Source organism: Aquibium oceanicum (assembly GCF_001889605.1).
GTDB lineage: Bacteria > Pseudomonadota > Alphaproteobacteria > Rhizobiales > Rhizobiaceae > Aquibium > Aquibium oceanicum.
Genome location: NZ_CP018171.1, coordinates 4,369,866 through 4,384,050 on the forward strand (window position 1 = coordinate 4,369,866; position 14,185 = coordinate 4,384,050).

The 14,185-nt window shown below is 64.3% G+C and carries 15 protein-coding genes; all 15 read left to right on the top strand.

Annotation, left to right across the window (positions count from 1 at the left end; genetic code table 11):
- Positions 1–62: 62 nt before the first annotated feature.
- The 15 genes from BSQ44_RS21325 to fliQ all read left to right on the top strand — a co-directional run bounded on the left by BSQ44_RS21325 (position 63) and on the right by fliQ (position 14,151).
- Entirely contained in the window at positions 63–989 is a 927-nt protein-coding gene (locus tag BSQ44_RS21325) for a flagellin N-terminal helical domain-containing protein (protein WP_072607101.1), read from the top strand.
- Between the two features lie 131 nt (positions 990–1,120).
- Positions 1,121–2,797 (top strand): flagellar basal-body MS-ring/collar protein FliF, encoded by a 1,677-nt coding sequence (gene fliF / locus BSQ44_RS21330; RefSeq protein ID WP_072607102.1) that lies wholly within the window; start codon positions 1,121–1,123, stop codon positions 2,795–2,797.
- Positions 2,797–3,453: a hypothetical protein gene (locus BSQ44_RS21335; protein WP_072607103.1), complete on the top strand. Its 657-nt coding sequence runs from the start codon at positions 2,797–2,799 to the stop codon at positions 3,451–3,453. Before fliF ends, BSQ44_RS21335 begins: the two co-directional genes overlap by 1 nt.
- Positions 3,450–4,712, top strand: a complete 1,263-nt coding sequence (locus BSQ44_RS21340; RefSeq protein ID WP_072607104.1) for a MotB family protein — start codon at positions 3,450–3,452, stop codon at positions 4,710–4,712. Before BSQ44_RS21335 ends, BSQ44_RS21340 begins: the two co-directional genes overlap by 4 nt.
- Positions 4,709–6,004, top strand: a complete 1,296-nt coding sequence (locus BSQ44_RS21345; protein WP_072607105.1) for a hypothetical protein — start codon at positions 4,709–4,711, stop codon at positions 6,002–6,004. Before BSQ44_RS21340 ends, BSQ44_RS21345 begins: the two co-directional genes overlap by 4 nt.
- A gap of 281 nt (positions 6,005–6,285) precedes the next feature.
- A complete protein-coding gene (fliK, locus tag BSQ44_RS21350; protein WP_157894660.1) occupies positions 6,286–7,329 on the top strand; it encodes a flagellar hook-length control protein FliK in 1,044 nt (347 codons plus the stop codon).
- The gene (locus BSQ44_RS21355) at positions 7,280–7,840 is read left to right on the top strand and encodes a lytic transglycosylase domain-containing protein (RefSeq protein ID WP_072607107.1); all 561 of its coding nucleotides are present in this window, start codon (positions 7,280–7,282) and stop codon (positions 7,838–7,840) included. Before fliK ends, BSQ44_RS21355 begins: the two co-directional genes overlap by 50 nt.
- A gap of 189 nt (positions 7,841–8,029) precedes the next feature.
- Positions 8,030–8,698, top strand: coding sequence for a response regulator transcription factor (locus tag BSQ44_RS21360; protein ID WP_072607108.1), 669 nt, complete (start codon positions 8,030–8,032; stop codon positions 8,696–8,698).
- A gap of 141 nt (positions 8,699–8,839) precedes the next feature.
- Positions 8,840–10,102, top strand: a complete 1,263-nt coding sequence (locus BSQ44_RS21365) for a flagellar hook protein FlgE (protein WP_072607109.1) — start codon at positions 8,840–8,842, stop codon at positions 10,100–10,102.
- A 34-nt stretch (positions 10,103–10,136) separates the two neighbouring features.
- Positions 10,137–11,591 carry a flagellar hook-associated protein FlgK gene (flgK, locus tag BSQ44_RS21370; RefSeq protein ID WP_072607110.1) on the top strand — a complete coding sequence of 485 codons (1,455 nt, stop codon included), beginning with the start codon at positions 10,137–10,139 and terminating at the stop codon, positions 11,589–11,591.
- Between the two features lie 7 nt (positions 11,592–11,598).
- Positions 11,599–12,648 carry a flagellar hook-associated family protein gene (locus tag BSQ44_RS21375; protein ID WP_072607111.1) on the top strand — a complete coding sequence of 350 codons (1,050 nt, stop codon included), beginning with the start codon at positions 11,599–11,601 and terminating at the stop codon, positions 12,646–12,648.
- Positions 12,649–12,688: 40 nt separating this feature from the next.
- Positions 12,689–13,036: a flagellar biosynthesis regulator FlaF gene (flaF, locus tag BSQ44_RS21380; protein WP_072607112.1), complete on the top strand. Its 348-nt coding sequence runs from the start codon at positions 12,689–12,691 to the stop codon at positions 13,034–13,036.
- Entirely contained in the window at positions 13,033–13,479 is a 447-nt protein-coding gene (gene flbT / locus BSQ44_RS21385; protein ID WP_072607113.1) for a flagellar biosynthesis repressor FlbT, read from the top strand. Before flaF ends, flbT begins: the two co-directional genes overlap by 4 nt.
- The gene (flgD, locus tag BSQ44_RS21390) at positions 13,476–13,868 is read left to right on the top strand and encodes a flagellar hook assembly protein FlgD (protein WP_072607114.1); all 393 of its coding nucleotides are present in this window, start codon (positions 13,476–13,478) and stop codon (positions 13,866–13,868) included. Before flbT ends, flgD begins: the two co-directional genes overlap by 4 nt.
- 16 nt (positions 13,869–13,884) lie before the next feature.
- Positions 13,885–14,151, top strand: coding sequence for a flagellar biosynthesis protein FliQ (fliQ, locus tag BSQ44_RS21395; RefSeq protein ID WP_072607115.1), 267 nt, complete (start codon positions 13,885–13,887; stop codon positions 14,149–14,151).
- Positions 14,152–14,185: the final 34 nt, after the last annotated feature.

Here is a 14,185-nt window from a genome sequence, read left to right on the forward strand (position 1 = left end):
CGCGCCGTCTTACCGGATCAGCCCGGTATGTCGAGTAATTGCGTTTAGTACAGGGGACCACCATGTCGAGTATCATGACGAACGCGTCGGCTATGACCGCGCTCAAGACCCTCCAGTCCACCAACAAGAACCTCGAGACCACCCAGGCCCGCATCTCCACCGGCTACCGCGTTTCCGAAGCTTCCGACAACGCCGCCTACTGGTCGATCGCCACCACGATGCGTTCCGACAACAAGGCGCTTTCGACCGTCAAGGACGCGCTCGGACTGGGCGCCGCCAAGATCGACACCGCCTATACCGGTACCAAGGCCGCGATCGAAGTCGTCGACGAGATCAAGTCCAAGCTGGTCGCCGCTCGTGAGCCTGGTGTCGACCGGGCGAAGATCCAGTCGGAAATCACCGCTCTCCAGGGCCAGCTGACCAGCAACGCCGCTGCGTCGAGCTTCTCCGGCGAAAACTGGCTGTCGGTCGACTCCAGCGCCGCCGACTACAACGCCACGAAGTCGATCGTGTCGTCGTTCACCCGAGCCGCCGACAGCTCCGTCTCGATCGGTACGATTGCCATCGACGTCAGTTCCGTGAAGCTGTTCGACGCCAACGACCAGTCGGGCATCCTCGACGCCGTATCCACCACCACCAACGGCGCCGTCGACTACTCGGTCTCCGACCTCGACATCTCCGCCCTGACCAACTCCGACGCGGATCTCGCCGATCTCGACGAGATGATCAGCACGGTCGATACGGCTCTGGCCTCCATGACGACGGCCGCTTCGGACCTCGGTGCCGCCAAGAAGCGCATCGACATGCAGACGGAGTTCACCACCAACCTCATGGACACAATCGACCGTGGCGTGGGTTCGCTGGTCGATGCCGACATGAACAAGGAATCGACCCGCCTGCAGGCGCTCCAGGTGCAGCAGCAGCTGGGCATCCAGGCGCTGTCGATCGCCAACGGCAACTCGCAGACGATCCTGTCGCTCTTCCGCTAAGGGTTCTAACGGCGTCCGGTCCGCCGGACGCCACCTCCAGTCGGGCCGCTTCCCTGGAAGCGGCCCGATATCATTTTCGCACAAGGTTCAGCCACTAGTCTCCCGAAGCCTGTCATTCGGGAATCCGACCTGTGCCTGACCAATTCCAGAAGATCATCGACAACCTCGCCGCGTTCGGTCCCAAGCGCACCGCGATCGGCGGCGGGATTCTCGCCTTCGTGTTCGCCGTCGTCATCGGCGGCGCGATCTTCCTCAACCGGCCGGCCAACGAGACGCTCTATGTCGGTCTCGACCGCAGCGACGTGGCCAAGATTGGCGTCGTCCTCGGCGAGGCGGGTCTCTCCTACGACGTCGGCGCGGACGGAACGACGGTGATGGTCGCCACCGGCCAGACCGGACGGGCGCGGATGATCCTGGCCGAGAAGGGGCTGCCGAGCAGCTCCAACGCCGGCTACGAACTCTTCGACAATGTCGGGTCCCTGGGTCTCACCTCCTTCATGCAGGAAGTCACGCGGGTGCGCGCGCTGGAAGGCGAAATCGCGCGCACCATTCAGTCGATCTCCGGCGTGAAGTCGGCCCGCGTGCACATCGTGATGTCGCAACAGGCGAATTTTCGCCGTGAGGAGCAGCAGCCCACCGCCTCCGTGGTCATCCGGTCCGGCGGCATCGACGAGATCAAGACGGCCAACGCGATCCGGCACATGGTCGCCGCGGCGGTTCCCGGGCTCACCTCCGACAACGTCACGGTCCTCGATACCGACGGTTCGCTGCTCGCCAGCGGCGACGACCCGGCGAGCAGTTCCCTCAACCGCTCGATGAGCATCGAACGGACGGTCGAGAGCCAGGTCGCCGACAACATCTACAAGGCCCTGTCGCCCTTCCTCGGCCGCGACAACTTCCGCGCCAGCGTGAAGGCGGTGGTGAACACCGACAGCCGCCAGATCGAGGAGACGATCTTCGATCCCGATTCCAAGGTCGAGCGTTCGATCCAGACGATCCGCTCGAACGACAATTCGAACGAGAGCGGTGCCACGGCGCCGACGGGCGTGGAGCAGAACCTGCCGGACGAGGCTGTCGCCGCCGCGCCGGGACCGACCTCGAACGAAACAAGCGAACGCCGCGAGGAAATCACCAACTACGAGCTGAACTCGAAGCGGATCGCCACCACCAGCAACGGCTACTCGATCTCCAAGCTCTCGATCGCGGTCGTGGTGAACCGCGACCAGGTGACGGCGACGCTGGGCGAGAACCCGACGGCCGAGCAGATCGACGCGCGGATAGCCGAGATCGAGACCGTGGTTTCGACGGCCGCCGGGCTGGACTCCGAACGCGGCGACAAGGTCTCGGTCACGGCACTCTCGTTCGTCGAGGAGATGACGGCCGACACCATTGCCGAGCCGGGCTACCTGGAGATGGCCGGCCGCTACACCGGCTCGATGATCAACGCCCTGGCGTTCGTCATCGTCGTGTTCCTCGTCACCTGGTTCGGGCTCCGCCCGCTGACCAGGGCGCTGACGAAGACGGAGAGCGTGGAGGGACCGGATTTCGGCGACCTGCAGCTTCCCTTCGATTCTCCGCTCAACAACATGGCGCTTCCCGACCCGCTTGCCGAAATGGACGGCGGCGGGGGCATGGGCGGCTTCGCCGGCATGGGCGGCGCACCCACCGAGAGCGACGTCATGGAAGAGCTCAAGATGCGCCTGCGCCCGGCGCCGCAGGAGCGCCTCGCACACATGGTGGACATCAACGAGGAGCGCACCGCCGCCATCCTGCGCAAGTGGGTTAACGCCGAGGCGGCCGCGGCCTGATGCGAACCGTCGCCGACCTTCTCGTCGATTTCGGCAAGCCGGCGCCTTCCGACACGGCTTTCGCCGACGCGCCGCCTTTCGACTTCGGCCAACCGGATTTCGGCGAGCCACCGGACGAGATCACCCTCCCCGCGCCCGAAGAGGTGCCAGACGTCGCAGCGCTCGTCGAGGAGGCGGTGGAGAAGGCGCAGGCCGAACTGCGGGACCGGCTGGACGGCGAATTCCAGGCAGCGCTGGAAGCCGAGAGGACCGCGCATGCGGAAGCCATGGAAAGGCTGCGGGAGGAATGCGGCCGCCAGGTCGGGTCGGCGCTAAAGGAGCAGCTGACCGTGCTGGAGGAGAAGCTGACCAGCACCACCTCGTCGGTGACCTCGCAGCTGCTCGGTCCTTTGCTGACGGCGAGCCTGCAAGAGAAGTCGGTCGCGAGCCTCGGCGCAATCATCAAGGACGCCATCCACGATTCGGGCGCGGTCCGCATCAAGGTTCGCGGACCGCTGTCGCTCTTCGAGGCACTGGAGGCGGCCGTCGGCGAGCATTCCGGCCGCATCGAATTCACCGAAACAGACGGTTTCGACCTGGAGGTCGGAATCGACGAAAGCCTCTACGAGACGCGGCTGTCTGAGTGGTCGCAAGCGCTGTCGGAGACGTTGCAATGAGTGGTCACGACGCGGAACACCCCCACGAGATCATCATCGTCAAGCATGGCCATGGCGACGACCACGACGCCCATCACGGAGGTGTCTGGAAGATCGCCTTCGCCGACTTCATGACCGCCATGATGTGCTTCTTCCTGGTGATGTGGCTGATCAACGCGGCGAACGAGGAGACCAAGGTCTCCGTCGCCAGCTACTTCAACCCGATCAAGCTCGTGGACCGCAATTCCAGCCGCCGCGGCCTGGACGACGTCGGCGCCGGTCCCCAGGAAGAGCAGGGCTCCACCGAGACGCCGTCCGAGGAGAGCACGTCGTCGAAATCGACCGGCCCTTCCTCCTCCGGGGTCGGAGAGCAGATGAATTCGAAGGAAGGTGAAAAGGCGGAGCTCCAGTCCGACGAACATCTCTTTTCCGATCCCTATGCCGTGCTTGCCGAGATTGCCGCCGAATCCGGCGAGTTGCAGAACCTGAGCGCCAAGGGCGACGGCGGCGCGCAGTCCGCGGGTGCCGCGACGGGTGCGGCGGGCGGGGAGTCCTTCCGCGACCCCTTCGCACCGGACTTCTGGTCCAAGCAGGTCGAGCAGGACGAGCCCGGCGAGCCCGACCTCTTCGAACATCCACAGGTTTCCGAAGCGAGCAGTGGCGCCGATCCCCGCAGCGGCATCGGCCCGGCCGCCTCGGAAGGCGATCCCTTCGCCAACGACGCCTTCAACCAGCCGGCCGAGGCGAAACCCGCGGAAGAGGCCAAGAGCGAGGAAGCGGACGGCGAAGAGAAAGCGGAACCCGGCATCGATCCCGCCGCGATCGAGGCCGCGAAGGAGATCAAGGCCGAACTGGCGAAGGCGTTCGGCCGCGGCGAGAAGATCGCCGAGGGCATCTCCGTCACGCCGACCGAGCGCGGCGTCATCATCTCGCTCACCGATCAGCTCGACTACGGCATGTTCGAGATCGGTTCGGCCGTGCCTCAACGCGAGCTCGTGCTGGCGATGGAGAAGGTCGCCGCGATCCTGAACGGACGTAAGGGCAAGATCACGATCAACGGCCATACGGACGGGCGTCCGTTCAAGAACAAGACCTATGACAACTGGCGCTTGTCTTCCGCCCGTGCCCAGTCGGCCTACTACATGCTGGTGCGCGGCGGTCTCGAGGAACGGCGCGTCGAGGAAGTCGCAGGCTTCGCCGACCGTCAGCTGAAGGTGCCGGACGATCCCTATGCGGACCAGAACCGCAGGATCGAGATTCTTCTGGAAACCCGTGGATGAGATGGACGGCCGCAGCGCTTGCCTTCGCGTTCCTCGCCGTCGGCGGGGCGAACGCGCATGCGGCCGGTACGCTCGAACTCTACAAGATGGTGCGTTCATTGCAGCTCGTGCAGGATCAGCTGGCGCGCGGCGATCACGCGGCAATGCCGATGCAGCAGAAAATGCTGGCGATGATCGACGAGCGTTTCCGCACGGCCGGCACCGAGGAATTCGAGGACCGGCGGAACCTCACCGCGCTCCTGGTCTATGCCATGAGCGGCGGCAATCCCACGACCATCGAGGTGGTCCTGTCGAAGCTCCGTCTCGAGGGCGAGGACGCGGTGCTGGGCAAGGGCGTACTCGCCTACATGACCGGCCAGATGGCCAAGGCAGGCGAGATCCTCGCACCGATCGACCCGATGGCGAGGGGAAGCGAAACCGGCGCGTTCGTGGCGCTCGTCAAAGGCTCCATCATGGGCATCAAGCGCCCCGAAGCGGCGCTCAAGCTTATGGATCAGGCGAGGCTGCTTGCGCCGGGCACTCTGGTGGAGGAAGCGGCGCTCCGGCGCTCGCTGCCTCTGGTACTCGCCCTCGAACGGCCCGACCGCTTCCTCGTGCTGGCGGAACAGTACACGCGCCGCTTCCTGCGCTCGCCATATGCCAGCGAGTTCGCCGACGCTTTCGTGGAAGGCATGGTGACCTTCCACGATGCGATCACCGAAAAACAGATCGAGACGATCGTGTCGCTGATGAACCCCGCGCAGCAGGAGGCGATCTATCTCCGCCTCGCCAGACGCAGCACGATCAAGGGGCAAGTGGACCGCTCGGCATTCGCGTCGAGCCGTGCCACCGCGATTTCCCGCCAGGTCGATGGCGAAGGCGACCCGCGCGCGACCCTCTACCAGGCGATCTCCTCCATCACGTCCGAGAACGTCGAGGAAGTGCTGGAGAACCTCGAAAAGGTCGACCCGGACCAGCTTTCGCCGCGCGACCGCCGGCTGCTGCTTGCCGCAAGAGCGATCGCAGCGGAGGTTCTTGCGCTTCCCACGGGGGTGGAACCGTCGGTTGAGGAGGCTTCGCAGCCCGCCGTTTCCAAAACGGTGGCGTCTCACGCGTCGGAAGCAGCGGGCGAAGAGACACTTGCGCATACGCCAACCGGTTCCGAAGAACACCCGGCCCCGGCGATATCAGCCGAAGCGGCCTTATCGGAAAAACCCTCGGAAGAAGTCGATACCGTTTCGCAGGAACTCGTCAGTTCGGTTCGCGAGAAACTGGATGCGGTGGATCGCCTATTGGGAGAAGTGGAAAAATGACACCCGTCGCAGCAATGCCCATGCCGGCGGCCCCTTCGACGCGGCCCGCGGGCGCACGCACGGCGAGAGAAGGCGATCCCTTCTCCAACCTGCTGGAAGGCGCGGGCGGCAAGGCCCCCTCCCCGGTGCGCGACCCGAAAAGCGCGGTGTCGGGCGATACTTCCGGACAGCCCGAGGAGATGGACGGGGAAGCGACCGCGAAGGCCAAGGATGCCCGCGCCGTCGGTACGGACGACGAGGCTTCGCCCCGGATCGTCGACGCCGACAGCGAGTTCTCGCCCTTGCAGCGGCTGTCGAAGATGTTCGGCATCCTTAACCCGCGCGTCGACGACAGGAATGCCGCGCCCGATTCCGACAAGAATGGAATCGAGGACGAGGAGATCGACCCTGAGGATCCGGACAAGGGCGAGACGGAGGAGATCGAGATGCCGGCAGGCGCCGCGATCGCTCTCGTCGCGCAGGCGCCCGTCCTGCAGCGCGAAACAGGCAGCCGCGTCGCCGAGGGCACAACACGGGTGGCCGACCCGAGGCTCGCGAACGCAGTCGCAAACGAGGGATCCGCCGAGGATGGCGAGAGCGCCGATCCACAATCCGGCGACGACCGCGGCTCCCGCCCGAATGGTGCGGCAAGGACGGTCGCCGACTTATCAACGACAGCGGCGATCACCGCCGCGGCGGATGGCGAGGCGGCGGGCGAAAACGATACCGAGAGTGGGCCGAAAGCGGATCCGGGCAAGGTATCCGAACAGGGCGATCTTCGCGTCAAGGTAGTCGGCGACACGCTCAACGTCGCTCCCGCGCCCCAGAACATGCGCACCGTGGCCGGCCTTGCCGCGGCAATCGCGGGCGACGGGGAATGGCGTAGCGCGATCGAGCAGATGAACACGCTCGAAACGGACGTTACGCGGAGTCAACAGGCTCCCCTGCGCGACCTGAAGATTCAACTCAATCCGGCCAATCTCGGCGAGGTCAATGCTCGCCTGCGGTTGACGGGTGAACAACTATCGGTTGAAATTCAGGTTGACACTCCGGAAGCCTATCACCGGCTTTCAAGCGAGCGCGACGCGATCGTATCGTCGCTGCGGGGGCTCGGTTTTCGCGTCGACGACGTGACGATTCAGCAGCAGCCCCAAGCCACCGGCGCCCAGCCGCAAACGGGCTCGGGCGGCCGTTCCGGCGAGGCGTCCGCGGGCCTGTCGCAAGGGTCCGGGAGAGACCAGGGGCAGCCGGGCGGCAACCAGAACCGAAGCAACAATTCCATCCCCTCGGAGAGCGATGCAAACCCATCTCGCATTCGGCCTTCTGCTGACGGTATTTACATCTAGCCTGGCAGCCGCGGCCCCATCCAATCCCTGCGAAGGCGAAATCCTGCGCGCGTCCCACAAGTACGGCGTGCCGGCCGGGATACTATATGCAGTAGGTTTGACCGAAACCGGCCACAAGGGAAGCCTCCAGCCCTATGCGCTCAACATCGAGGGAAAGGCTTCGTTCGCGCGCTCCCCGGCGGAGGCGGAGAGCATCTTCGCCGCCGCGCGCCGGGAGGGGAAGAAGCTGATCGACGTCGGCTGCATGCAGATCAACCACCATTACCATTCGACCGAGTTCGGCAGCCTCTCCGACATGTTCGATCCGCACAAGAACGTCGACTACGCGGCCCGTTTCCTGTCCAACCTGAAGCGCCGCCATGCCACCTGGTCGATGGCGGTCGCGCGCTATCATGCGGGTCCCGACAACGACCCCGCGCAGAAGCGTTACGTCTGTCGGGTCATCGCCAACATGGTCGCGACGGGCTTCGGAAGCTGGACCGAGAACGCCCGAGCCTTCTGCAACCAGTAAGCGATTTCAGCCGCCAACGTAGGCTTGAGTCGGCATTGCCGCGCCTGTGGATATGCTGTGGATGAATGCGGGGATTACCTGAAGGGAATCCCGTATTTCAACATACAAGATCTTACAGTTGTCGGCGATTCCCGCCAGCGGTTACGCCTTTTTTCGGCGGACCATGGAACTGATTCGGAGGGCGGGCCGATGATTGTCATTGTGGATGAGCGTGCACGCGTAAAAGAAGGGTATTCTTCGCTTTTCGGTAGGGAGGGCGTTCCAAGCGCGGGGTTCGGTGCTACCGAATTCGGCGAGTGGGTTTCGAGCGCGGCCGACGAGGATCTCCAGGCCATCGGCGCCTTCCTGATCGGCGAATGCGATACGCATCCGATTTCACCCCGGATGCTGCGCGAGAGGACCGGCGCGCCGGTCATCGCGCTGAGCGAACAGCACTCGCTGGAGAACACGCTCAGGCTGTTCGAATCGGGTGTCGACGACGTCATCCGCAAGCCGGTGCATATTCGCGAGATCATGGCGCGGATCGCAGCGATCCGGCGGCGCGCTTCAGATGATGGCGCGTCCACCGACATCGGGAGCCTGCGCATCTTCATGAACGGCAAGGATCCCGAGATCAATGGCGAGCCACTGCCGTTGCCGCGTCGCGAACGGCGCATCCTGGAGTTCCTGGCGAGCAACCGGGGACGCCGGGTCACGAAGACCCAGGTCTTCAACGCGATCTACGGCATCTTCGACGAGGACGTCGAGGAGAACGTCGTGGAAAGCCACGTCAGCAAGCTGCGCAAGAAGCTTCGCGAACGCCTCGGTTACGACCCGATCGATTCCAAGCGTTTCCTGGGGTACTGCCTGAACGTCTGACCGGGACCCGGACGGCCGCCTTGGCCGTCCATGATCCCTGGCAACGGACGCAAGAGGCAACTCCCCGGTCGAGTACAGTTTCGCACAAGTCAGGTGCGCTAGCCTCAGGATCAGCGGCGCTGAACACGAGGGAAGGTTGCAATGAGCCTCTACGGAATGATGCGGACCGGCGTGTCCGGCATGCAGGGCCAGTCGAACAGGCTCGGAACGGTTGCCGACAACATAGCCAACTCCGGCACGAATGGCTACAAGAAGGCTTCGGCCGAATTCTCGACGCTGATGATCAGCGGTGGCGGGACGAGCACATATTCGTCCGGCGGCGTGGTGACGGACATCCGAGCCGCGGTCGCGCGCCAGGGCGTCATCCAGTACACGACGTCCGCGACCGACCTCGCGATCGACGGAAACGGCTTCTTCGTCGTCCAGGACTCCTCGGGCCAGCCTTTCCTGACGCGGGCGGGATCCTTCGTTCCGGACGACCAAGGTCGACTGGTCAATGCGGCAGGGTTCTATCTGCTCGGCTACAGCTATGCCAATGGCGACCCGAGCACCACCGCGAACGGTTTCGCAGGGCTCGAGCCCGTCAAGATTTCGCAGCAGGCGATGAAGGCGGTCCCGTCCACCTTCGGCACCTATTCGGCGAACCTGCCGGCAAAGGCCGACATCGTCGACGCCGCGAAGCTCCCGTCGGAGAACGTCGCCGGCGCCCAGTACACCAACAAGATATCGCTCGTTTCCTACGACAAGCTCGGCGACGAAGTCCTGCTGGACGTCTACTTCACCAAGAAGGCCAACAACGAATGGGAAGTCGCCGTATACTCGCGGGCAGACGGCACCGCGACCACCGGGTTCCCCTATTCCTCCGATGCGCTGGCCGTCCAGACCCTGACGTTCGACCCCGACAACGGCAAGCTCACCACGGGTAGCGCGAACAGCATCGACATCCCGATCCCCGGCGGCGAGACCATGGAGCTCGACCTGTCGAAGATGACCCAGCTCGCAACCGGCTTCGTTCCGGGCGAAGCGGAGGTGAACGGCAGCGCGGCCAGCCCGATGAAAGGCGTGAAGTTCGGCGACGACGGGACGATTTACGCGCAATACGGCAATGGCAGCCTGGAAGCGCTCTACAAGATCCCCCTGGCGAACGTCCGCAGCCCCGATCGGCTCACGGTCGAAAGCGGCAACGTCTTCAGCCAGAGCGCAGATTCGGGCGACGTCTTCTTCGGTTTCGCGGGCAAGGGCGGGTTCGGCAACATCAGTTCCGGCGCCATCGAGGCGTCCAATGTCGACATCGGCGAAGAGCTGACGTCCATGATCGAAGCACAGCGCAGCTACACCGCCAACTCCAAGGTGTTCCAGACCGGTTCGGAACTCATGGACATCCTGGTCAATCTCAAGAGGTAGCGTTTCGAATGTTCGGGTCGGGGGACCATAGGGAATGTCGCTGAGCACCGCGCTGAGCATCGCTCAAAACGCGCTACTGGCGACTTCGCGCCGCACCAGCGTCGTCTCGCAGAACATCACGAATGCGGACAACGCCGACTACTCGCGCCGGTCGGCGGTGCTTACCAGCACCGACACCGGCGTGCGCGTTTCCACCATCCAGCGTGCCGCGAACGCTGCCCTGGAGAAGCAGAACCTGTCGGCGCTTTCGCAGTGGGAGGGCCAGCAAAGCCTGCTGTCGAAGCTCAACGACCTGGCCCTCGGCGTCAACGGCAGCGACAACGCCTCTTCGGCGGCAACCGCGCTGGGCGATCTTCAGGAAGCCCTGCAGCTCTATGCGACGACCCCATCGAGCGCCAACCTCGCCGAAGGGGCGCTCAATGCCGCCCGCCAGGTGGTCCGTTCGCTGAACGAGGGTAGCGCCCAGATCCAGTCCTTCCGAGCCGCCGCCGATGCCGAAATCGGCGCGGCGGTGGACGATCTCAACAAGCTGCTCGCCGACTTCGAAACGGCGAACAAGGCGGTCATCGCCGCGACGTCGACAGGTCGCGACGCCAATACCGCGATGGACCAGCGCAACGCGCTGCTGCGGCAGATCGCCCAGTACGTGCCGATTTCGACCTTCACCCGCGCGAACTCCGACATGGTGATCACGACCGCGGACGGGTCGACCCTGTTCGAGACGGTCGCCCGTGAGGTCTCGTTCGAACCGACCACCGTCTACGGCGCCGGCATCGAGGGCAACGCGGTCTACATCGACAGCGTCCCGCTGTCTTCCGCCGATTCCATGTCGGCAATCTCCGGCAAGCTCGGCAGCCTGGTCAAGCTTCGCGACGATGTGGCTGTGACCTTCCAGTCTCAACTGGACGAGATTGCGCGCGGCACCATCCAGGCATTCGCCGAAACCGACCAGAGCGGCGGCGGGGCATCCGCTCTCGCCGGTCTTTTTACCTGGAGCGGCGGTCCCGCACTGCCGGCTGCGGGTTCGGCCAGCACCGGCCTTGCCGCAGACATCTCCGTGAACGCGGCCTTCGATTCCGATCGTGGCGGCGACCCGACCCTGTTGCGCGACGGCGGCGCGAACGGCGCGGCCTACCGCGCGAATTCTGCGGGCGCCTCCTATTCTGCGCTGCTCATCAGATATGGCGACGCGGTCGACCAGGACATGAATTTCGATGCCGGGGCCGGCATCGCGACGAGCGTGAGCCTCAGCGAATTCACCGCGAACTCCGTCGGCTGGATCGAGGGCTTGCGCCAGAACGCGTCGCGCGCCGAACTGACGAGCAGCGCCATGCTGACGCGCACGCAGGAAGCGCTGTCGAGCGAGACGGGCGTCAACGTCGACATCGAGATGACCCTGCTCCTCGATCTCGAACATGCCTACGAGGCGTCGGCGCGCATTTTGCGGACCGTCGACGAAATGCTCGGCACCCTCCTGGACATGGCGTGACCCTGCGATGAAACTTTCCTACGTCTCGACAAGCTCGATCCGGGAGGCGCTGCGGTACTCGATGGCCCGCATGCAGGCGGACCTCGTCGACGGCCAGAAGGAAGTCCAGTCCGGAAAGGTCGCCGACACCGGCCTTGCGCTCGGTGTGCGCACGGGCAAGACCGTGTCGCTGTCGCGCGACATCGATCGCCTTAAGGCGATCATCGATTCGAACACGCTGGTCGCCTCGCGCCTCACGACGACGCAGGACTCGCTGTCCCAGATCTCCGACGCCGCATCGACCTTCCTGACCGCGATGACGTCCGCCTCTTCCGGAAACGCCACGCCGGAGACGACGCGGCAAGCGGCCGTTTCGATGCTCGAGGCATTGACCGGGATCGTCAACTCCAGCTTCAACGGCGAACACATCTTCGCCGGCGTGAATACGGACGTCGTCCCGCTTGCCGACTACTTCGCTTCCGGCTCACCCGCCAAGGCCGCCTTCGACGCCGCGTTCGAGGCCAAGTTCGGGTTTGCCCAGAGCGACGCCGCCGCGGCCGACATCACGCCCGAGGAGATGACGGCGTTCATGGAAGGCGCTGCAAGCGACCTGTTCCTCGGCGACGGATGGTCGACGGTCTGGTCCGAAGCGACGGATCAGGGGATAACCACCCGCATCGCGCTCAACGAGACGGCGGAGACCTCCGTCAGCGCCAACAACGAGGGTATCCGCAAGCTGGTCATGGCGGCCACCATGGTCGCCAACCTCTTCGAGGCGCCGCTGAACGACCAGGCGCTCGGTACGATCGCCAAGAAGGCCACGCTGCTGGTCGGAGAGGCCATGGGCGACATCGCCCAGACGCAGGCCAAGACCGGCTTCGTCGAACAGCGCATCACCCAGGCGAGCGAACGCATCACCATGCAGTCCGACATCTTCAAGGACTTCCTGCACGACCTCGAAGGCGTCGATCCCTATGAAGCGTCCACACGAGTCAACGCGTTGATATCACAGATTGAAACCTCCTACGCTCTGACTGCCCGCATACAGCAGCTGAGCCTGACGAGGCTGTTGTCTTAATCCGCCGCCGGCAACGGTGCGCAATGAATACGGAAGCGAGATGTATCAGTTTTCATACGCCGAGATCCAAACCGATTCCCTTGTCGACGCCAAGGACCGCGAGCGGCAATTGCTCTCACGCTCGATCGACCTGCTCGTCGCGGCGCGCGACGGCGGGACCAGTTCCATGCAGGCCGTCGAGGCCGTCCATTTCCTGAACCGGGTCTGGACCTCGTTCATCGAGGACCTCGGCAGCCCGGAAAACCAGCTTCCCAACGAGCTGCGCGCAAACCTGATCTCCATCGGCCTGTGGCTCTTGCGGGAAGCGGAAGCGGTCCGCCGGGGAGATTCGGATAATTTCGACGGCCTGATCGAGGTGTCCCAGATCATCCGGGATGGAATTCAATGAAGAACACGCTGAAGATATCGCTCAAGGCCAACGAGAAGATCTACATCAACGGCGCCGTCGTGAAGGTGGACCGCAAGACGTCGATCGAGTTCCTCAACGACGTGCAGTTCCTGCTCGAAAATCATGTCATGCTGCCGGAGAACGCATCGACGCCTCTGCGCCAGCTATACTTCATCGTCCAGGTCATCCTCATGAACCCGGTGGATGCGAAGGAAGCGCGCGACATGTTCCGGAAGTCGCTGCCGATGCTGCTCGCGAGCTTCAGCAACGACCAGATCCTCGCCTCCCTGAAGCAGGTCGACCGCATGGTCGCCGAGGGCCATATCTACGACGCCCTGAAGCTGATCCGCACCCTGTTTCCCATCGAGGCGGTCATCATCGCCGAGCAGAAGAACACGCCGCGGATCCCCGATGACACTTCCATGGAGGCACGCGCATCATGACGTTGGACGCCATCGCATCCCTGTCCGGCACCACGGCCTCCCAGCAGAAGGCCGCGACGACCGTCGACTACGAATCGTTCCTCCGGCTGCTCGTCACGCAGATGAAGAACCAGGACCCGACGAAGCCGATGGATTCGACCGACTACGTCGCCCAGCTCGCGACGTTCTCCCAGGTCGAGCAGTCCGTCCAGACGAACACCAAGCTCGACCAGCTTCTCCAGTTCTCGATCCTCACGCAGGCGACCAGCATCATCGGCCGCACAGCAACCTCCGCGGACGGCGAGGTTTCCGGCAAGGTCGTCGAGGCGCGGATCACCGATTCGGGCGTGGTCGCCGTGCTCGAGGACGGGTCGGAACTCCTCATCGGCTCTGGCGTCACCATCAAGTGACGGCTACGATCCACCCATGAACGAAGCCGACGCTCTCGAGATCGTCCAGTACGCGATCTGGACGGTCCTTCTGGCCTCCGGCCCCGCGGTCGTGGTGGCCATGCTCGTGGGCGTTTCCATCGCGCTCGTCCAGGCGCTGACGCAGGTGCAGGAAATCACCTTGACCTTCGTGCCCAAGATCGTCGCGATCCTGCTCGCCGTCGCATTCTCCGGACCGTTTGTCGGCGCGCAGATATCGAGCTTCACCAACGTCATCTTCCAGCGGATCCAGAACGGCTTCTGATCCCGCCGGCTGCCGCCACGCCTCTCACCCCTCG